This window comes from Microcoleus sp. LEGE 07076 (genome assembly GCF_015207455.1).
In the GTDB taxonomy this organism is placed as follows: domain Bacteria; phylum Cyanobacteriota; class Cyanobacteriia; order Cyanobacteriales; family Microcoleaceae; genus Microcoleus.
Map to the genome: position 1 here is coordinate 24,781 of NZ_JADEWV010000026.1, position 22,124 is coordinate 46,904.

12 protein-coding genes are annotated in these 22,124 nt (G+C 46.4%); 5 read left to right on the forward strand and 7 right to left on the reverse strand.

Translation table 11 applies throughout. The features are described 5' to 3' along the window. Nucleotides 1–270: 270 nt before the first annotated feature. On the reverse strand, nucleotides 271–1,077 hold the full coding sequence (locus IQ270_RS06695) for a Uma2 family endonuclease (protein WP_193972466.1): 807 nt from the start codon (nucleotides 1,075–1,077) through the stop codon (nucleotides 271–273). 201 nt (nucleotides 1,078–1,278) lie between these two features. On the opposite strand from IQ270_RS06695, the gene IQ270_RS06700 reads away from it, so the two are divergent. After that, nucleotides 1,279–1,938: an HAD family hydrolase gene (locus IQ270_RS06700; protein WP_193972467.1), complete on the forward strand. Its 660-nt coding sequence runs from the start codon at nucleotides 1,279–1,281 to the stop codon at nucleotides 1,936–1,938. Between the two features lie 629 nt (nucleotides 1,939–2,567). Next, a complete protein-coding gene (locus IQ270_RS06705) occupies nucleotides 2,568–5,915 on the forward strand; it encodes a PAS domain S-box protein (RefSeq protein WP_193972468.1) in 3,348 nt (1,115 codons plus the stop codon). A 333-nt stretch (nucleotides 5,916–6,248) separates the two neighbouring features. On the opposite strand, the gene IQ270_RS06710 is transcribed toward IQ270_RS06705, so the two are convergent. Continuing rightward, on the reverse strand, nucleotides 6,249–8,537 hold the full coding sequence (locus IQ270_RS06710; protein WP_339384359.1) for an iron uptake porin: 2,289 nt from the start codon (nucleotides 8,535–8,537) through the stop codon (nucleotides 6,249–6,251). 181 nt (nucleotides 8,538–8,718) lie between these two features. Here IQ270_RS06710 and IQ270_RS06715 point away from each other — a divergent pair, with 181 nt between their 5' ends. Beyond that, nucleotides 8,719–9,450 carry a sucrose-phosphate phosphatase gene (locus IQ270_RS06715; RefSeq protein WP_193972470.1) on the forward strand — a complete coding sequence of 244 codons (732 nt, stop codon included), beginning with the start codon at nucleotides 8,719–8,721 and terminating at the stop codon, nucleotides 9,448–9,450. Nucleotides 9,451–9,597: 147 nt separating this feature from the next. Continuing rightward, nucleotides 9,598–9,978 (forward strand): DUF6464 family protein, encoded by a 381-nt coding sequence (locus tag IQ270_RS06720; protein ID WP_193972471.1) that lies wholly within the window; start codon nucleotides 9,598–9,600, stop codon nucleotides 9,976–9,978. Nucleotides 9,979–10,038: 60 nt separating this feature from the next. Here IQ270_RS06720 and IQ270_RS06725 read toward each other — a convergent pair whose 3' ends face one another. The 5 genes from IQ270_RS06725 to IQ270_RS06745 form a co-directional block, all read right to left on the reverse strand. Next, on the reverse strand, nucleotides 10,039–10,389 hold the full coding sequence (locus tag IQ270_RS06725; protein ID WP_193972472.1) for a late competence development ComFB family protein: 351 nt from the start codon (nucleotides 10,387–10,389) through the stop codon (nucleotides 10,039–10,041). Between the two features lie 80 nt (nucleotides 10,390–10,469). Then, nucleotides 10,470–10,778 carry a DUF1830 domain-containing protein gene (locus IQ270_RS06730; RefSeq protein ID WP_193972473.1) on the reverse strand — a complete coding sequence of 103 codons (309 nt, stop codon included), beginning with the start codon at nucleotides 10,776–10,778 and terminating at the stop codon, nucleotides 10,470–10,472. Nucleotides 10,779–11,729: 951 nt separating this feature from the next. After that, nucleotides 11,730–15,206, reverse strand: coding sequence for a PAS domain S-box protein (locus IQ270_RS06735; protein WP_193972474.1), 3,477 nt, complete (start codon nucleotides 15,204–15,206; stop codon nucleotides 11,730–11,732). 166 nt (nucleotides 15,207–15,372) lie between these two features. After that, on the reverse strand, nucleotides 15,373–17,274 hold the full coding sequence (locus tag IQ270_RS06740; RefSeq protein WP_193972475.1) for a response regulator: 1,902 nt from the start codon (nucleotides 17,272–17,274) through the stop codon (nucleotides 15,373–15,375). A gap of 748 nt (nucleotides 17,275–18,022) precedes the next feature. Continuing rightward, nucleotides 18,023–19,309, reverse strand: coding sequence for a chemotaxis protein (locus IQ270_RS06745; protein ID WP_193972476.1), 1,287 nt, complete (start codon nucleotides 19,307–19,309; stop codon nucleotides 18,023–18,025). 252 nt (nucleotides 19,310–19,561) lie between these two features. On the opposite strand from IQ270_RS06745, the gene IQ270_RS06750 reads away from it, so the two are divergent. Beyond that, entirely contained in the window at nucleotides 19,562–22,108 is a 2,547-nt protein-coding gene (locus IQ270_RS06750; RefSeq protein ID WP_193972477.1) for a GAF domain-containing hybrid sensor histidine kinase/response regulator, read from the forward strand. Nucleotides 22,109–22,124 lie beyond the last annotated feature (16 nt).

Genomic DNA, 22,124 nt, shown 5'->3' on the forward strand with positions numbered 1-22,124 from the left:
AGGACTTACACAAAAGTGATGCAATACTTTACTTAACCAATTAATATACGCAAATTCTGGATGAGAATCGATGTCGATCTTGTTTTTGAGGCTGGTAGCTGCGAATCAAGAAACTGGGTTTGTGGCGAGATTGAAGGTTTGAATCGAATACTTGGGCGCAAAAACCCGGTTTCTCGTCACCGCTGCGTAAGTTCAAAGAAACCGGGTTTTTGGGAGATTGAGGATTCTTTGCGAATATTTTGGCTAAAAACCACGGTTTCTGGCTACCTATTAGCTGCCTTCTATCTCTCGCAAACGCGCTTCCAAAGCTTGAATTCGCAACTCAGCTTCTATTCGCCTTTGTCGTTCTTGTTCTGCTTCTGACTGCGCTTGTTGTGCTGCTAATTCTGCTTGTTCGACTGCCAATTCCGCTTGTTCGGCCCGTTCATCAGCGGCCAGCAGCAAATTCCCCTCAGCATCCCACCAGCGCATCCAAGGCAGTTCTACCCCCTGATAAATTCCTTGCCAAATACCTAATTCCAATCCCATTGGCTCGATTTGGTAATGTCCGCGCTGATTTTCTGACATTAACTCAAATCTATCTTCTACCAAATGATAGCATTCTATTTTGGCTTTTTTGACTTCATAAATTCCGTAAAAAGCAGGTCTAATAATCCGCTCGTAAATCCAGAATTTCCCCTTTTTGGGAGTCTTATCTCTTTCTTCGCTGCCATCTCCAGAAACAAATTCTAGTATAATTAACGGCGGCATTAATTCCCGCCACATTACATAGGAACGCCGCAGATTTCCGTCAACAGTTGGCGGCACATCGGGCACGTAAAACCAATCAGGTGCTTCCGCTCCTTTTTCTGGCGGTTCCGGGGGTTGGGCTACTCGCCAGTAAATACCGGAATCTTGACCGATGCAGTATTGTCCGTCGGGATGAACTTGGTCTAAAATCGGTCTAATTGATGTTGTTAATAGGATGCTTTGAGGGTGTTCTTGAAAATTTTTCACAAAACTACCGTCGGAGTCTGGTAATTGAGTGTGGTCTGGAAAGTCTGTTGCTAGAAATTCTGATTTTTCGGTGACATTCATCTTGATCTCTTGAATGTTGAAAGATTATCGGCAGTCACTTGAATTCGGCAGGCTTGGTAATTGGCAGTTGCCAAAAATGTAATTGCCAGCACACATTATTTAATTGAGTGATAATATACTTAGCTTATTCTTATTTAGAAATTGACAATTTTATTGTATCATCGTTTTCAGCCTCATGTAGCTAGGTAGGGAATTTTGAATATGAGTCAGTACAAGTTAATCATTTTCGACTTCGACGGTACTTTGGCAGTTACACACAAAGCTATTATATATTGCTTTACGAAAACTTTTGAAAGTTTCAATATTGCCGCGCCTGATGCTGATACAATTCGAGCGACGATCGGCATTAATTTACCAAATACTTTTAAAATGCTGCATCCGGGGATCGAGGAGAGCGCAATTCCCGAATGGATTGAAACTTACCGCTCTTTTTATCGGACAGAAGGTGAAAAGCAGCTCGATTTATTTCCCGGGACAAAGCAAGTATTGCGGTTGGCGAGCAAGTCGGGATTGAGCTTGGGAGTTTTGAGCAATAAACACGTTAGTTTTGTAAATTTATTTATGAAAAAGTTGAGAATTCATAGTTTTTTTGATTTGATTTTAGGTGATGACGGACAAATTATTCAGAAACCAAATCCGAGTGTTTTTAACTCGATCATTAAACCGCTGTTCCCTGAGTTGGATAACAGTCAAGTTTTAATGGTTGGCGATACGGCGGTTGATTTGCTGTTTGCGAAAAATGCTGGGATAGATGTTTGTTGGGCGGCTTACGGATATGGCGATCGCGCTGAGTGTCTCGCCCTAGAGCCGACTTTTGCGATCGACAATATTTCGGAACTTGCTGCGATGGTTCAAAACTAATCTTTAGCCGCTTTGTTTGTCAAAAAAAATAAAGTTATTGATTCATCAACTAATTAATTACAAAACTTACCGCAGGTGAGGATACAAACTGGATTTAAACCTAGTTGTTTTAACTAAAAAATAGATTTATTTGAGAAAAGCCAGGTTGCATATCGTAAGTTCTGAATTACAAACATTTAAAGAGAAGTAGACATTTTTTTGTGTAGTACCAACAAGATTAGCGGCACCAACCAGCAAGCGGTGCGAGTCCTGGGAAGTAAACCATACCAAAGATAGAGATATCCCAGGAACAACTATTATAAATTGACAGATAGAAGTCGTTTGAAGGCACAAAGCACAAGGCAGAAGGCAGAAGGAAAGAACAACGGGTGCATCTGAGTTTGGCATTGGTAGCGATGTTAAGGCGATCGCACAGTGAAAAAAAACTGTAAAAAAGAATGCTTTTTCCACTTCCACAGCCGGAGATGCTAGCGGAAAAATGATGGATACCAGATTTTTGCTAGGTGCAATTTACTGCAAAAATTATGCACGCTCCATTCTAAGTGCTGCCTGCGGAAAACAAGGCAATTCTGTTAAGCTTTAGGGTGAAGTTAGTCGGGATTGACAATAAACTCAATCTATAAAAATTCATGCAAATCGATAATATAAGTATTCATTCTGAAACGCTATCGCCGACTCGCACTGGTGGCAATGCACCGAATTTAATAGAAGAAGTATGGAGGCTGTACGATCGCGCCCTGGGAGCTACTAGCAACGGCATCGCGATCGCGGACGCTACGGGGCCAGACAAACCAATAGTCTACTGCAACCAGGCTTTCGAGCGGATTACAGGCTACTCTAGCAGCGAAATCATCGGGCACAACTGTCGCTTCCTGCAAGGCCCGGATACCGATCCTGCTGCCGTCGCTCAAATCCGCACAGCCCTGAAAGAACAACACGACTGCAAAGTAGTTCTGAAAAACTACCGCAAAGACGGCACCCCTTTCTGGAACGAACTAGCCATCTCGCCGGTGCGCGACAGCAGCGGCAGCGTCACCCACTTCATTGGCGTTCAATCTGATATCACCGATCGCAAGCAAGCAGAAGAAGCGCTGCAACAAGCTGAGGAAAAATACCGCAGCATCTTTGAAAACGCCACCGAAGGCATATTTCAAACTGCCCCAGACGGGCGCTACCTCAGCGCCAACCCCGCACTCGCCCGAATGTACGGCTACGATTCCCCGTCAGAACTGATCGCAAAATGTTCGGCAAAAAACCTTTACGCCGATCGCGCCCGCCGCGCTGAATTTATCGCCGAAATCAGTAAAAACGGTTCCCTCAAAGAGTTTGAATCTTACATATATCGCAAAGACGGCAGCACAACCTGGATCTCGGAAAACGTGCGCGAAGTCCGCAGCCCGGAGGGCGAACTTTTTTACTACGAAGGAACAGTCGCCGAAATCGCCGATCGCAAAACAGCCGAAGCAGCCCTGCGCGATCGAGAATACTGGCTGAAAACCGCGATCGATGCGGTACCCGACGCGATCCACCTCACAGACAGCGAGGGGCGCTGGCTGATTGCCAACGACTGCGCCCTCAAACTCTTGGGCTGGGAAACGGCAGACTACCAGGGCAAAACTAATGCCGAACTCGCAGCCGCCGCCACTGGGAGAGTCAGAGAAATCCTGCTGAGTTGGCAGGAAACCGACGAAACCACCTGGGAAGCAGGCACTCTCACTTCCAGCAGTCAAATTGTCCCCCTCCCCACAGGCAGCAACAATTTGTTTGAAGTGCGGAAAGTGCCGCTGTTCAACCCCGACGGTTCCCGCAAAGGCATGGCAGTCGCGGGGCGGGACATCACTCAGGAAGTGGCAGCAGAAGCAGCTTTGCGGGACAGCGAACAGCGGTTTCGGGCAATTTTTGAACGCGGTGCGATCGGCATGGCAGTCGCTACCCTCGAAGGTATGGCGATCGCCACTAATCCGGCATTTCAAGCGATGCTGGGGCTCTCCGAAGCCGAACTGCGCGGTGCCGGCCTCGACGACTGCGCCCACCCGGAAGACGCAGCAGCTTCCCACCAGTTGCGCCAACAGTTGGCAGCAGGCTCGCGGGAAGCTTACCAAATCGAGAAGCGCTACCTGCGCCCTGACGGCAGCATCAGGTGGGGACGCCTCAGCGCTTCAGTCATCGACAGCAGTCAAGGAAGGCCGCAGTTTATTTTGGAAATGGTGGAGGATATTACCGATCGCAAACAAGCCCAGTCAGCTTTATTGCAAAATGAGGCTAAGTGGCGATCGCTGATTCTCAACAGTTCCGACATCATTACTATTCTCGACGAGGGCGGCCGCATTGTTTACCAAAGCCCTTCTGTAGAAACAGTTCTGGGTTACGAACCAGAGGAACTAATCGGTCGCATGGTTCTCGATTTCATTCACCCTGACGACATTCCCTCGGTGATGTCCTACGGCGAAAAACTGCTCGCAAATCCAGGCGATCCGATCGCCCTAGAAGGTCGGTTCCGTCGCGCTGACGGTTCTTGGTGTTTTCTCGAAGCCGTGGGCATGAGCTTGCTAGCAGACCCCGCTGTGAGCGGAATTGCGATCAACTCCCGCGACATGACGGCGCGCCGGCAAGCAGAGTACCGCCTCAGCAAAATCAACGAGTGCTTTTTGGGATTCACCACCGACGCGGCTGACAACATCCAGTGCCTGACAGCCTTAGCAGGCGAGCTTTTGGGCGGAACCTGCGCCGTCTACAGCCACGTCGGTGACGGGCTGCTGCGCGCGATCGCAACTTGGCAAACGCCGCCTGACTACCCGGAGGTCGATCGCGCCGAGGGCCACATCTGCACCGACGTATGCCACAAAGGCAGCGATCAGGCTGTGGCGATTCCTGACTTGCAGAACACGATCTACGCCCAAATCGATCCCGCTGTCATCCGCTACCAAATCCAAAGCTATCTGGGGCAAGCAGTGCGGCTGGGCGACAATTACGTGGGTTCGGTGTGCGTTCTCTACACCGAGCCGATCGCGCCTTCTCAAGCCGACTGCAAACTGATCGGAATTATTGCAGGGGCGATCGGAGTTGAGGAAGAACGGGCGGCGGCGGCTGCGCGCGATCGGCAAAAATCCCAAGAACTGCAAACAGCTTTGCACGATTTGCAGCAAACTCAAATGCAGTTAGTCCAAACCGAAAAAATGTCTTCCCTCGGACAAGTGCTAGCAGGAATTGCCCACGAAATCAACAACCCAGTCGGCTTTGTCGCCGGCAACCTCTGCCACGTCCGCGACTACGTTCTCGACTTGCTAGAAATCGTCCAAGTGTATCGACAAGAGTACCCAAATCCCCCAGCAAAAATTCAGCAACAAGCCGAAGATATAGACATAGAATTTCTCGCAAAAGACCTGCCCAAGTTGCTCAACTCGATGCACACAGGATGCGAGCGCATTGTAGAAATCATTCAAACTCTCCGAAATTTCTCGCGTGCAGACGAAGCAAAAATCAAGTCTGCCGACATTCACGAAGGTTTAGAAAGTACGTTGTTAATGTTGAACAGCAGGCTGAAAGCCAAAGCCAAATGGCAGGGCATTGAAGTGATTAAAGAATACGGAGAACTGCCCCAAATAGAATGTCATCCCGGACTGTTAAATCAGGTATTTATGAACATATTGGCAAATGCAATGGACGCATTGGAAGAAAGCAGCAGCCAAGCAAAAAATACCGCAACTTCTATCTTTCCTAAAATCATAATTAAAACAGAAACAATTGATAACAAGAGCATTTGCATTCGGATCAAAGACAACGGCCCCGGCATTCCCGAAGATAATATTGTGCGTCTATTTGACCCCTTCTATACCACAAAACCCGTAGGTAAAGGCACCGGTTTGGGTTTATCAATTTCGCACCAAATTGTCGTAGAAAAACACAAAGGCAAATTGCAATGCCTCTCCCAACTCGGTCAAGGTACCGAATTTATTATTGACATTCCAATTCGTTGACATCAGGACAGCGCCAATCAGGATATCATCTCAATTAATTCAGTAGTCAGCAGTCAGTAGTCAACCAGAATCAATCTAATTAATCTGCGTTAATCTGCGTTCATCTGCCTGTATCTGCGGTAAAAAAAAGAAAATCTTTAACCGCAGATGACAGTGTAGTCAGCAGTCAGTAGTCAACCAGAATCAATCTAATTAATCTGCGTTAATCTGCGTTCATCTGCCTGTATCTGCGGTAAAAAAAAGAAAATCTCTCACCGCAGATGACAATTGATAGAGAATGTGTACCTGACTCAACTGCAAAATACAATTAGGTTGAACTAAGTCCTAATTGAGTTAAAAACTAAACTGCGTCCGCAAATTCCCCACAAAAATTGTCGGGTTGTTATCGAAATTATTGGGATTGGCGATCGCATAAAATGCCGGCACAATCGAAATATGGTCGGTGAGAGGCAAATAATAAGTTGCCTCAATTTCGTACTGCTTGCCACCATTTCCCCCGCCCGAAACCAGAAACCTCCGACCGCCAGTAACGTCAAAAGGTACTAAAAACGACAGCGTAAACTGAGCTCCTTTTTTCAAGAAATCGGGAAGTGCAAATCCCAACTGATAAGATTGAGTTTCGATCTTGCCGTCCGGTCGGTTAGTCTTGGGAAATATATTAGTTTCGGCGTAGCCGTAGCGACCGAAAAGACCGAAACGGCGGCTGACAGACCAATCGAAATTAAAGCTAAAAGTATTCGCAGTAGCATTTCCCAGACGGCCGCCGAAACCGTCATCTGCTAAAGCATTAATCGGCTTGGCATTAGGCGATCCAATTAGTCCGCCAATTTGCTGGATGTTGGAACGGCTGTACAGAAACCGCAAATTAGCCCGATCGCTCGGACTGAATGTTAGTTCGGCGGTACTCGTATTCGTCCCGCCAAACAAGCCTTGGGACGGATTGGAAGCCGAATTAAACACCGAAGTGGGCAAAAATTCCGTACTCTCGCCCAAATAACCCAAACGCAGTTTCAATCGGCGGCTGATATCCCACAAAGCCAAAGCACCTGCACCGCGTCTAGTAGCAGTTAACAAAGGGCTGTTGTTAGAATTAAAGCTGCTCGCACCGTCCACGAAAAAGTTAAACTTATTGTTGTCAAAGTAGCGGTAGAAATTAATTCTCGGGCCAATTACTACTTGCAAGCTGTTGCTAACCGGGAACCGATAAGAAAGTTCCCGCAGAATAACTTCATTGGGATTCCCTCCAGCAGTTTGGTCGAGAAAAGGAGTGCCAAAGGTATTGAACAAACCAGGAGAAGTATACTGATTGGCTGGTGAATTTCCGTTGCCTACAGCTAGCTGTGTAATCAATTGGTCTTTGCCTGTAAAAGAAGTAGTGAGGGTCAACCAAATTAACTGGCTGAAAGTGATTTCTGGATCGTCGTCAACTTTCTGCACGATCGGTCTGTTAGTAACTGGATCGCGTCCGGGTACTCGATCTAAGGGAGCAGCTTTTGCATTTGTTGCTTCAACTCGGACTCGCTTGCCCGCAAAAGCTCCAGTCAGGTTAAACCAAGCAAAGGCGTTAAGTTTAGTAGTAGTTGAAAATTGGTTCGCTTCCAATTCAGAAGTGCGAGCTTCTAAAGCATCTACTCTACCGCGCAATGTAGCTAATTCTGCCGCAAATTCTTCTTGCAATCTTTGCAGAGATGCTAAATCTTCTCGGGTGACTAAATTACCAGTAGAACCGCTAATTTGTTTGGTAATTTGATCCAAGCAAGCGTTTAATCCGGCGGCAAATTCGTACCGAGTCATTGCCCGATTTCCTCGGAATGTGCCGTCGGGATATCCCGCTATGCAGCCGTATCTTTCTACGAGAGATTGCAGGGCTTGAAATGCCCAGTCTGTCGGGCGCACGTCGGAGAGTTGGGAAACAGAGGTGACTTGTGCTGCGTCTTCTTGTATGCTGAGGTCTTCAGCGGTGCTGCTATCGCTGCTGATATCGGCAATTTTGCTGGCTTCAGCAACATTTTGAGATGCAGGAGTGTTGGCAATTTCTAACTCCTGTGGGGGCAGTGGGCGAATTGCCTGCGTTATTTGTGGGGCGGTTGCTGCAAGATTCTCTGTTGCTTTATCAGTTTCGGGTAAAGCGCGATCGACCGTTGCTATATCTTGCTTGGGTAAAGCGCGATCGACCGTTGCTATATCTTGTTTGGGTAAAGCGCGATCGACTGCTACTATATCTTGTTTGGGTAAAGCGCGATTCACCCATGCTGCATCAGTTTCGGGTAAAGTACGATCGACCGTTGCTATATCTTGTTTGGGTAAAGCGCGATCGACTGCTACTATATCTTGTTTGGGTAAAGCGCGATTCACCCATGCTGCATCAGTTTCGGGTAAAGCGCGATCGACTGCTGAGTTAGTCTCTGCTGAGTTAGTCTCTGCTGACTGAGGTATTTCAATAGACGCAGCAGCGAGCGCTACATCTGCAGTAGCCCCAAGGACGGCACTCGCCTCTAGCCCAACTTCTGGAGTTGAGTTATCCTGAACTTGAGCTATGGCTGCGATCGACCCCAAAGGCACCGACGCACCAGAAATCAAGAAACACAGCCAAAAAGCTTTAACGGAGGTTGAATTATTCACCAAAATACTCACACCACTTGTTGCAAATTAAATTTGGGCAATCTTAAACGATCGGATTGCTGATAAATGTATTTTGTTTAACAAATTCTTATAAATAGTTAAAATTATTTTAGGAAGCGATTGCTCCCCAATTACCAATCACTGATGACGGATGACTGCTGATTACTGACTAATTCCCAAAATGAAGTTTTTGTTAGTTACAGACTTAGACAACACGCTAGTCGGAGATGACGAAGCAACCCAAGTTTTCAACCAGCGCTTGCAATCAATGCGATCGCAAATTTGTTTGGTGTACGCTACCGGGCGTTCTCATGCTTCAACTTCCCAATTAATTTCCCAAAAACAACTGCTAGCACCTGACTATTTGATCGCAGGTGTAGGCAGCGAAATTTATCAAGATGGAACTCAGGATTTAGATTGGGCCCAACATATTTCTCAAGACTGGGATAAAATGGCGATCGCCTCTTTAGCTCAGCAGTTTAAGCAGCTTAAACCCCAATCCCCACAAGTACAAAATCCTTGGAAAATCAGTTATTGTCTGGAACCAACAGCAGAAAACAGCTCGATTGTCGAAGCATTGCAGCAAAAGTTAACTGCATCGGGACTCGCAGGTCAAATCATTTTTAGCAGCAATCGCGATGTAGATATTTTACCGAAAACTAGCAATAAAGGTAATGCTCTGACTTATTTACAAAAGCGCCTGCAAATTCCATCTGAAGTAACATTAGTCTGCGGCGATTCTGGCAACGATATCAGTATGTTTGAACAAGATGTTCGGGGAGTAATCGTCGCTAACGCAATGTCCGAACTCTTAGCATGGCATCGCGAATGCGGCGGTAAAAACCATTATTTAGCTGCTGCTGCTTGCGCTTGGGGAATCATGGAAGGAATGGCATATTTTTGGGAGTTTTGATTGCCAAAAATGCGGTTTGGTTGGTAGCGAGGACTTGAGTCCTCATAAAAAATCAGAGGACTCAAGTCCTTACTACAAACGTACCCCAACCGCCCCAAGTCTCGCAATGCGATACCATCAGCGTGTACTCGCTCGGCACGCCGCCACATGGAACAAAATACTTTACCAGTAGAAGTGATTCTATCTCACCCCCGCCAATCCTTGGGCAGCATTCGGCTGGATTGGACACCGCAACCGGGGAACTATCTAGATTTAGAGGGACAAACCTATGCTGTTTTGGAACGGCACCATCGCTATCAACTCAAATTCGGCCGCTACCAACTGCAAAAAATCGCCCTGTACGTGCAGTCTGTCGCATTGCCGACGGAAAGAACATTTGTAAGCGGCATCTGGGTTGTTGGAGATGCTAGCTGTCGCTTTAACGCTCGATCGGAAATTCTGCGCTGTGCTGTCAACCCCAATGGCCCGTGCGAAGGCTGCGGTGATTACCAAAAGTGTGAATCGCGATCGAGCTTTAGACAATTCTAGCTCTATCGCCCAACCGACGAGAGTGCCGATCCCATCGGCATATCCCTGATTGACAGCAAACTATCCAAACCAACTAGCAACTCTCTCAGGAGATTTCAATTGTTCCCAAACGCCGCAATCTATCTTCTGATAGCTGTGGAGCACGTCGCGAATTCCAGTATGAATTAAATTTTCTATGTGCAGCAACTGCTCTGAAGAACAGCGAATCTGTACTTTTTGGTTGAGAGACTCACCCGATTCGATCGCAATATATTTATTAGGAACTCGGCTGAGTACATAAGCAATCAAATCCTGCCGCAAGCCCCAGGGCGAAAAAGCTTCTTGGTAGGGGTATTTGGGATAATTACCCAAGATAATTTCTACTTCCTCCGTCACTAAAGCCAAGGTAATATTCACAAGATTTTTCGGCATTTTCCCTTTCTATCTCCCCAAACACTACTTTACTAATATCTTTGTTGCGCCAGTCTAGTTCCTCTGATTTTTTCTGCATCTTAGCAGGCTAATACCGCACTTTTTTGGGGGGTAACAACTATATCTAACTCGCAACTTACCTCTTCTATAACCCGCAGCACGTAGCACGGAATCTTGTCGGATAAAATAGCACTTGCCACCCCGCAGGTGTGAATTTCTAAAACTGCTTCTGCCGCAGCTTCAAACATCAGTCGCTGTCCCGGAAACACCACTCTTTCAAAATAAGAATTAGCAATGTTCTCAATCCGAACTATCTGAATTTGGTTGGTAACATTTGCGTAATAGCACAGAAGCTGGCTGTTACCTTTAGAACATAGGCGATCGGACATTTTTAAAATCTCCAACAAATCTTTGAACAACTTACTCAGACTTGGCGCGGGCTATTTTGTAGAGCCCTACTCCTAACTTACTTCGGTTGGTTGTACTGTCGCGGCAGTTAATCGAAACTACCCTCACACACCAGAACCGGTCTGACAACCCGTTTGTTCTTCGGCATCGGAATGCTACTGAAAGTGCGACCTTTAACTGAACAACCTACAACAAACAATATCTAACAAATCTGAGGGAATTATGAAGATCATCATTTTTTTTTGATGAATATGCTTTTGCTGGGGCCGGCATTACAACACTTAGGTAGAAGCGATCGTCTCACTTTTAGGGTCAAGCTAGAAATTGGAGTTTTGAGGTACTCGGCAGAACTAAAGAGGAAGCTAGAAGAAGCTACAAGAAGTGTTTTTGCAAATATGAGATGCTCCTAGGCATAAACTGGGTTTTTAACCAAAAAACTTCACTGCATTCTAGATTCTTGGTTAAAAAGCCTGGTCGATCGACACAAGTATCCGTAATTTCAAGACTTGTTAAGCTGTTGCGGCATTTAAATTGAATGTCAAAAAAAATCCCCTAATGAGTGGGGTGGGCACGCGAGCTATCCCTGAACATACAATGTTTATTTGTCCGACAGCTTACCCTACCTATAAATACTGTAGTTGCTGACGATCGACTTTATGCGCCACAAAAAAACCCGACTCCCCAAGGTGATCTGTGGAACTTCTGGGGAATCTGGGTTGGAAGTAACCAATCACCCGATCGCTCTATAAGCTAAATCACAAAAATGAGGAAATTCTGAAAATAGCCAAACTAGGACTTTCCGGGACGCAGAAACCCAATTTTCTGAATAATTGCCAGATTTTAGCAAAAGATTGAGCGCGATCGACCTGATTTGGCCCTCAGCACGCGGTTGCAACCGCCGACTCCGATGTGCGATCGGATTTTAACCAATTTCAGCCGACATTTCCCAACCGCTGGCTGAAACTTCCCCCTTCGCCTTCAAACGGTGCAGGTAGGGTGAAATAGAAAGTGCTACCTTCAGAGACAACACTTTCTACCCAAATTCTGCCGCCGTGCTGCTGCACAATGCTGCGACAGATAGCCAAACCCAAACCCGTACCTCCTTTTTGGCGGGAGTCAGAAGCATCCACCTGTTGAAACCGTCCAAAGATAGTTTCTAGTTTATCAGCAGGAATCCCCCTGCCCCGATCTTTGACTTCAAATAAAACCCGTGAAGCGTAGCTATCCCGTAGGGAATCGCCCAAATCTTCAACCCTGACAGTTACTGTACAGCCGGGAGCCGAAAATTTAATCGCATTGCTCAACAAATTTACCAGCATTTGAACGATCCTGTCCGGGTCAGCCCAAACTTGTGCAGAAGAGGGCAAAATCGACAAGTTAATCTCATTTTCAGCAGCCACAGACAGCACAGCTTCCGCAGACTTCTCCATCAACGCCTGCGCGTCGCACCACTGCTTGACGATCGTAATTTGGCTCGAATCGAGCCGCTCTAAATCGAGAATATCGTTGACCAAACGCACTAACCGTTCGCTCTGGTTAGACGCAATTTCTAACATCTTTTTGGCAGTTTCCGGTCGATCTTTGAGCACCCCAGCCGCCAGCAAACCTAAAGAACCGCGAATTGAGGCAAGCGGCGTTCGCAGTTCGTGACTGACAATCGAAATAAACTCATTTTTCATTTTTTCAATTGCCCGACTTTCTGTGATATCTGTGACTGTGCCGACGTGACCGATTAGTTGACCTCGGTCGGAAAAAATCGGAGCTGTTTTTAGCCGACAAAACCTGATTGTTCCGTCTGGCTGGATGTGACGAAATTCGCAGGAAAATTTCCCGTCTAGCGATCGCGATTCCGACCATTTAGACCGAATTAGTTTAATGTCTTCCGGGTGAACAAACCGCATCCAGCCGTTTCCTAAAGCTTCGGCTGCGGCGAAGCCGCCAATTGCTTGACAGCGCGGATTTGTATAGGTACATTTCCCCCCAGCATCGATTTTGAAAATGCCGACAGGGGAACTCTCGCTCAAAGAGCGAAATAAAGCTTCGCTTTCCCGGAGTTCTACTTGAGAGCTTTCTAGTTGTCTGGTTCGCTGCAAAACTCGCATTTCTAACCGTTCGTTGAGCTGTTGGAGGGCGGCTTCAGCAAGTTTTCGATCGCTAATGTCGCGCTGCACGGCAACCCAATGGGTAAACCCACCTTTTTCGTCTGCGATCGGCACAATACTCAATTCTACCCAAAATTCCGTCCCGTCTTTGCGGTAATTGATCGAGTCAACCCGCACCGGCTGCCAGGTTTCCAAAGCTCTCCGAATCGGATCGAGACTTGCCCTATCTGTTTTTTCTCCTTGCAAGATGCGCGGCGTTTTGCCTAAAACTTCTTCTAGCGTATAGCCAGTCATCCGCGTGAAAGCTGGGTTGACATAAACAATTCGCGGGCCCGGTTCGCGAATCGGTTCAGCTTCGGTAATTAACACCGCGTCGTTAGTCGTGGTGACTGCTGATTCCAACAAACGCAACTGTAATTCTCTAGCTTTGCGATCGGTAATTTCTCTAACAGTCCCCACCATCCGCACAGCTTCGCCCGCTTCGCTGTAAAAAAACTTACCTTTCCCCTCAATCCAGTGAATGCTGCCGTCGGGCCAAATCACCCGGTGTTCGTGACAATAATCCGATCGCTCGACGAGGGCCTGATTCACAGCATTCTCCATACCTTTTAAATCGGATGGGCAAATACAAGCTGCAAAAGTTTGATAATCTCCCGCAAAAGTTCCCGGCGTCAACCCGAACAACTCTTCGTGTTCCCTCGACAAAACAATGCGACTGTTCTGTACATCCCAGTCCCAAAATCCAATTTTGGTAGCCGACAAAGCTAAGTTTAGCTGCTGATTGATTTTCCGCAACTGCATACTAGCAATCGCCACTCGCAGTTCTCGGGCAACTTCAATTTCGCACTGCTGCCAAGGCAAAGATTTTAACCTCACAGTTTCTACCCACAAATCAAAGGAAATGCGAGGAGACATCAACGGGCTGCCATCCGGCTTCAATTTTATTGGCCAGTCTGGTAGACCTGCCCAATTAACAGTTTGAATTGCTTCGGGACGGAACCACAAAACGTAAGAATTTTCCATCTCGGACAAAACCAGCACCAGCAAACCGCTAGCTATTTCTTTAAACTTATCTGCTGGCGGATACAGTTTTGAAAGACAATCGGTATGAAAAATATCATTATTTATTTGAGTTTTTATCCAACCAATTAAGTTTTCGATTTCTGCCAATTCCGGCACAGTGCCGAAGGTTGTTATGTTTTGATTGGCACACACAACTCCACCAGTAGCGCCCACCAATGCCAGAAATTCATCTCGGCATTTAAGCAAACCTTCTACAAAGCAGTGTTTTTGAGAAAGTTTTGCGATTAACTTATGAGAAATTTGTTTTAAATAAGTTGCATATTCCCGGTCTTCGCTATCTTGTTTGTAGTTGAGTTCTAGATTCACAAATCTTGCTAGCAATTCGCAAGCCGTTCTTGTTTTGTAGTTGACATACTTTGGTGTTTGGTGGTGACAAGCGATCAATCCCCAGAGTTTTTTGTCTTTCATTAATGTCACTGTCATGCTAGCGCCAACGTTCATATTTTTGAGATATTGAACGTGGCAAGGGGAAACTGTTCTCAACCAGGAAAAGCTCAGATCCAGGGGGCGACCTGTCAGCGGATTGCAGTCAGGAATTAGTTGGACGGGCTGATAGTCAAGGTCGGGAATAAACCGAATTAAATTCATACTGAACAGGATTCTTGCCTGCGGGGGAATATCCGTAGCCGGATAGTGCAGTCCCAATAAAGGAGCCAAACTTTCTATTTTGTCTTCGGCGACGACTTTCCCGGCACCGGTGGCATCAAATTGATAGACGATCGCCCGATCGAAACCGATTGTCCTCCGCACTTCCGCAACTGCTGTCTGACACAGCATTTGCAGGTTTGGTGTTTTGTGGATTTTGTCGATCGGCTCTTGAACCAAATCATCAGAAGTGAAACAATCGCTAGCTTTTAGCTCCACAACGGGTTCTAGTTCCACAATTAATACTGAACTCGATTGATGCAGCGTTCCCTCAAAAACCGACTGGCAATTTTGACAGGTCAATGATAATCTAATAGGGTGAGGTCGAGCGCAGTTTTGGGCTAAAACTTTTTCAATTGCCTCAATTTCCTCGCTCTCAACAAATTCCTGTAAAAACTTGCCCAAAACTGCTTCGGGGTAAAGACCTAAAGCCTCAAAAATATTGTTGCTAACTTGCAAAATTTTCAACAGCGGAGATTCCAGCACCAACAAGATGCCGTGAGGTTGAATAGCAGCCGGAGCGTCAATTAATTCGCAGTCGCTGTCATTGAGAGCGCCTGTTTCTGAGGGTAATACCATTGCTTTCGTGTGATTGTAAATACTGTTTTAAATTAGCCTGTGTTTTTGCCGATCGGGCAATTTTGGTTTCACGGGCGGGTTAGAAGTACCCAACTGCCGCAATCCTCGCATCAGTTGCACAAATATGTTGGGGTAGTGCTAAGAGTGCCTACCCCCACGCAGTTGCTTAGCGCTGTGTCTGAGCCAGTCTGTGCCTCAGTTGAATCCGCTCCAAACGATTCAGGAGGCGAGCAATCAATTCCGGTTCCACGATCGGCTTATTAACGTAGTCATCAGCACCTGCGACAAACATTTGGCGCACTATTTCCGACTCGGAATGAGCCGTCAAAAATAGGATGGGGAGCTTGCTCCAGCGCAAATCGTTCCGCACCGCCAAACACAGCTCAATACCGCTATAACCGGGCATCTCCACATCTAAAATTAGCAAATCGGGACAAATGGTTTCGAGTACCTCCCAGAAGTTTTCTGGTTGATCCAATGTTGTTACTTGAAAACCCCAAGGTTGCAGAATTATTTTCAGTGCAGCCAATAGATGCACGTCATCGTCTACCACCATAACTTTAGCTTCGGCAGGGTCTGTATGGTCGAGAATCTGACCGACTGCTTTGAGTATATCTGCTGGGGGTAGCGATTTGTGCAAAAAGCCGGAAGCTCCCAAACGAGCAACTTCAATTCGATCGCTCAATTGATTGTTCGCGCTCAAAATCATCACCGGAATATCCGGTTTTTCACTGCGGAGTTCGGCTAACAGAGTAAGTCCGTTTTCTCGAACTCTGGAAAAAGTCAAATCCAGCAAAATCGCGTCGGGAGGCTGTTGATAAATCGCACTTCTTGCCGCTTCCCGAGAGTTGGCAACTTCTATCTCGAATCCGGAACCGGCTGCTGCTATTTTCAGTTGCTCGCTCTGAACATGATCATCATCAACGATCAGCATTCGGCGCGGATGGGCAACCCGATCGACCAAATCGGTTTCAGATGCCGGCAGCGGGCGATCCAATATCTGTTTGAGCAAATGCAGAAATTCCTCAATCTTCTGAGCAGTCCCCGGTTTCAAGACGTTTTGGGCCTTGAACAAATGTTCTATCTTGCGTGCCACATCCGAACCTCTCGGTAGCCCGATAGTTCCCAAAGAACCGACTAATTTGTGAGCTTCCGCCTGAGCTTCCTGCCGCAGTTTCTCCTCCAGCGTTCCGGTTTTGATTTGAGCGGTAGCGCGATCGAATATCACCACCTTTTCGATAAAATTAGCTCTTAACTTGCCCCGAATTGCCGCAACTACAGTCAGGACTTGGAGGCGGCGTTCGTCATTGTTTAATTCCTGGCCGGGTGCGCTGAATTCAGATGTAGTTTCTGCCGTTTCCCGGGCCACATTTGGGTTCTCGATATCCTCCGGCAGACTTTTGAGCCGGTAGCCCAATCCGTACACGGTTTCCACTAAATCTACAGTCATCCCGGCTCCTTTGAGCTTGTGCCGCAACCCCTTGATGTGAGCGGTAACAGCTTCTTCTTGAGGAAATTCGCCTACCGACCAAATGCGATCGAGAATCGCGCTGCGGCTGAAAATTCGCCGGGGATTTCTCAGGAAAAGTTCCAGCATATTGTACTCTTTGGGAGTCAAATGCAGCACTTTTTGGGCATAAGTTACTTCCGTAGTGTCCGGGTTGACTTGCAGTTTTTCCCAAGTCAAAATTGTACTCGACAAACTTGCCTTACCCCGGCGCAGCAAAGCCCGAATTCGAGCAATTAATTCTTCTAGATTGAAAGGTTTGACCACATAATCGTCAGCACCGGCTTCTAAACCTTTCACTAAATTGCTGCTGCTTTCTAGCGCTGTCAGCAGTAAAATCGGCATTTTGCAGCCGGACGATCGCAATTTCCGACACAAACTAATGCCGTCGAGTTTAGGAATCATCACATCCAAAACAATCAAATCGTAATCGTAGGCCAGCGCCAACTCCAAGGCTGTTTCGCCGTCGGCTGCCGTATTTACATTATAATTGTGAGAATTCAGCAATTTGGTCATCAAATTGACTGCTATCGTGTCGTCTTCTACTAGCAGAATTGTCATAATTATCACCTATTAATTAAGCTCTATTTGAGATTTATCTGTTTTTGCAATTTACATAGGGCTTGCTGATTTAACCAAAAACCTAGATAAATCAATATATTTAGAGGGATCACAAGTGTAGGAGGTGCAAAAAATCAGCTTTTAAACCATCAAAAGTCAATCACTTTCCTAGATTACTGACTATTCTTACGTCCTCTAATTCTGACTCCTGACTCCTGACTCCTGACTCCTGACCTTAACGAAAAGACTTTTTCAACAAGCCCTACATAGCCTTTTTTAACTCCCTATAGCAATTCTGGGCAACATGAGGTACAAACGGTAATTAGTAATTGATAATTTGTAATTGGTAATGGGAATGGGTAATTAGTCATGCCGGCGAACCCGCCAGCCGCATTACCGCGGTCGGGTGTACCTCATTTAACTGAGACTCGGCTACATTTAACACCAATAGCGCAGGGATCTCCCAAACTGGCGAAACATTGACAAAAATACATCATTACAGCCTGCACCCAAGGTAAAAAACCCGGTTCCTTTGCTTGGAGTCCCGGGCGATCAACCGGGTTTTCCCCTTCAATACCCGTTACAGGCGACAACAACCCCAAAAACCCGGTGTCTAGGCCCTGTGCGCTCACTAACTGTTTAATTTTTACCAGTTTCAATGAAATAAATAGCATTATTGAAATAGTCACACACTCAATCATTATTTTTTTTATCAATCCAGTTTTTTCATCATATTCTATCTGGAATTTTATGGTTTTTGGGACTTCAGCGCCTGCTGAATTTTATCGATCAGATATTTCGATGAATTTTGCTGCTTAACTATCTCTTCCAACTCAGAAACCGCTACTTCTGCGTGTTCTATATCTTTAACTAAAGAATGGGTTTTCACACTTTTTTGGGTTCCCAAAGGTTCTTTAATAGGTGGAATTGAATTGAAATCTTTCTCCGATATTAATTCCTCCAACTCTAACAGCGCCATTTCCGCGCGATCGATCTTGATGGTCACGGATTTAGCCACATTAGCACCCGCTCTTGCAGCTTCTGTGAGTTCGTGAACCCGCAGTTTGAACCGGCTGGCAATTTGCTCCATTTGAGTCCCCAATTCAAAAGTTTTACTTGCCAGTCTGCCAATTTCCAGGCTCACTTGGGTTAGGCCGCTGGGCTGGCTTCCTATTTGATTGGTAACTACAGCCACCTGTACTGCTAAATGCCTGACTTGTTCGATCGCCTCCCGGATTGTTCGGGAAGTGCGGTTAACCGTTTCTAAATCGTTAGCTATTGCTTTGCCAACCCCCAAAATTTTATCTGTATTGTTGCAAATAGAATTAGCACCTTGAAAAGTAGCTTGAAATGCTTGGCGACCTTCGGAGGAAATCAGCTTCGCAATTTTCACAAATCGCTGATTCATTTGAGCAATTTGTTCGGCTTGTTTTACAATTGCCAATTCCTGGAAAGTCGGACTTTTCTGTGTTTTTTCTGCCTCAATAACTTGGGATTCTAAAAGCTCATGGCATTCGCGAACCTTTGCCTGTTCTTTTTGAATAATCGCCAGATGCTTTTGTTTTTCTATTCGGTATTTTTGAATGATCTTGTAAGCTTGCGATAAATTTTTAGATTGGGCGATGATTAGAGTTTGAACATCCAAAATGCGGAGGCTCTGGTTTTCCATTACCACAATAATTGGTTCATAAATCAAGTCTTTCTGCCTGTTGAGAGAGGCTTGCACGGCATCGTCAATTTTCCAGTTTTCCTCCATCATTAAAGGCGGAATTCTGATAAAATCTAACAAGGAGCGAATCGGCTGCTCCCGGTAAAGTTCTACGCGATCGGGAAAAATCATTTGCTCTCGAAATTTGACGCGAGAAATTAAGCCCAACACCTGTGATTCGTGAGTAATAATGACTCCCGGCAGGTCTGGTTCTTGCTCGAATTTTTCAGCCACTACCTGTCCTGGAGTTGCAGCACTCACTTGGAAGTGGTGAGACGGCAGATGTCCGATCGTGAAATCGGGGGTGAGTTGAGTTGGATTGCTCATTTACCCGGATAGTGTTAAGTAGAAGTTAACAAATTATATATTGATATTATACTGGAATAAGATTGTTTAAAGTAATGACAACTATAGGGAGAAATCTGCTGTCGGACTCGCGGGCCCGCTCCGAGCCTGCCTTGTGATAGCTTCGAACTCAAGTCTTTGGGTGCGGTTCCCTCTGCTGCGCCCCGGTTTCGTCCCTAAAACATCGGCCTCGTCGATCTTGTGTTCTTGAAAACAACCGGAAAAATACCTAGATTGAAACCAAAAAGCTTAAATCGAACTTTGCCGCTAGCAACCTTTGAGGCTGCTTACCAGTTGTTACAGCAAATGGCTGAACTCCCGGGAGCGATTTGGCTGGCCGACGATGCGCTCGCGGATGATGAAAATGGGGAAAATTCGTCGGAAAGGTTTGCAGTAGTGGTATCAGATCGGTTTAGCGCGCTGCTGCGGGGCAAGCTATTAGATAAGCAGGCAACAAACAAAGGCAAACACAGCGAAAAATATCTCTATTCGCAATTAAATGTGGAGTTGACCTTCGAGCCAAGGGCGATCGCCAATTTTCTCTCTCCCCTCGCAAAAAAAATCGCAGAAATAACCCCCGCAACCAGGAAAACAATTGACCTTCGTCCCCTCAAACAAGCAATAAAAAATATACAGCCCAACTCGGCAGCTATTCAAAGCGAATTTACCCTGAATTTGCTGGAGCTTCTCGCGACAGAGGCCAGCAAAAACAGTCAGCCTCCCCTACAGGCCCAAACAGAAATACAGGAAAATTCTGCGCCCCAACCGATCGCTCCGGAAACGCTACAGCACCAGATTGGTGAAGCTGTCGATCTTGCACAAATTCCCAGTTCCAGCATTCCATTTTGTCAAGCAGTGGAAGATGCTTTGCAGCAACAGCTCGCACAAGAGCGACTTCTCAATCAGGTGACAACTCAAATCCGCCAGAGTTTGGAATTGCCTGTCATTTTGTCAAAAGCAGTTTCGAGAGTGCGAGAGTTTTTGGAAGTCGATCGCCTGTTAATTTATCAATTTGAAAAAGTGCCTGCGCCGCCCGATGGCGAGTTAGGCAAACAAATACCTGCAGCAGTTTCTGGCTCTGGCGAAGTCAAAGAACATTTCGGTTCTTTCTTGTATTTAGGTAGCGTCACCTACGAAGCTTTAGCCACCGATGCTATCTCGTCTGTACTGAATTTTAGTGAAGGCGCACAGTGTTTTCCTGATGGAGTCATCGACAGAGAAAAGTATCGCAAAGGTTTGGCTTTGTACGTCGCGGATGTGGAAACAACTTACTCTTCCCACCCTTGTTTTTTAGAGTTGATGCGGCGGGCGAAGGTGCGGTCGAAGTTGCTAGTACCGATCGTAGTTCAAGACGAATTGTGGGGGCTGCTAATTGCCCACCAGTGTACTGTGCAGGAGTGGGAAGAAACCAAAAAAACATTTTTGCGGCAAATAGCAGAACATTTGGCGATCGCCATTTACCAAGCCGAACTTTATGCAGAAGTTCAGCAACAAAAATGCACCTCAGAACTGCGCTTCATAGAGCGCACGCGAGAACTACGCGATGCACTCGTCGCCGCCCAGTCTGCCAGCCTCGCCAAGAGCGAATTTTTGGCAGCTATGAGCCACGAATTGCGGACTCCCCTCACCTGCGTCATCGGCATTTCCGACACCCTGCTGCGGTGGTCTTACGGCAAAGTTGGCACCAAACAAGTGCCGCTGCAAAAGCAGCGGCAGTACCTGCAAACTATCCGGGACAGCGGCGACCACTTATTGGAATTAATTAACGATATTTTAGATTTATCGCAAGTAGAAGCTGGAAAAGCAGTATTAAAAATTAGTGCATTTTCAATTTCTAAATTAGCTTCTCAAAGCCTCCACGCCCTCAAAGAAAAAGCTGCCGCTAAAGGCGTTGAATTAATTCAAGAACAGCGGATCGCACAAGAGTGCGATCTCTTCACCGCTGACCCACGCCGCTTGAGACAAATTCTTTTCAATTTATTAGGAAATGCAATTAAATTTACTCCCGAAGGCGGGCGAGTCATCCTGCGAGTTTGGGTGACTGAAGATCCAAATCGAACGCCGGAAGTGCGACAGCCCGGTACTGCACCGCCCGGTAGCACTGCTGTGTTTCAAATCAAAGATAGTGGCATTGGAATTCCCGAAGATCAGCGCTCGCTTTTGTTTCAAAAATTCCAGCAGTTGGATTCCCCCTACCGCCGCGAATACGGCGGCACCGGTCTGGGATTGGCTTTAACCAAACAGTTAGTAGAGCTTCACGGCGGCGCGATCGAAGTCAACTCTACAGTTGATGTCGGCTCTACTTTTACCGTTTTTATACCCATCCAAACTAACACCAAAGATGAATCCACAAAATTAAAATATGAAAAATTGAATTCATCTTTACCGCTGCACTCTTCCTCGCGAAGCAGCCTCGTACTCGTCGAAGAAGATGAAGAAACTGCCATGGTGATTTGTGATATCCTGACAGCAGCAGGACTGCAAGTGGTGTGGATGATTGAAGGTTCGGCGGCGGTAGAACAAATAGAACTTTTGCAGCCGAATGCTGTGATTGTCAGTATGCGTTTGCCCGGGATGAATGGCTGCGAAATAATTCACCAACTGCGCCAAAAACCCGCTACTGAAAATCTCAAAATCCTGGCTTTAAGCGCCTATGAAATTCCTGCCGATCAAGTATCTTTAGCGACGGCGGGAGCTAACGATTGTTTGGCTAAACCGATTCACCCTCAGCAATTGCTAGACAAAATTCTTTTTTTAATGACCGGAATTGGTAATGGGTAATTGGGCATGGGGCATA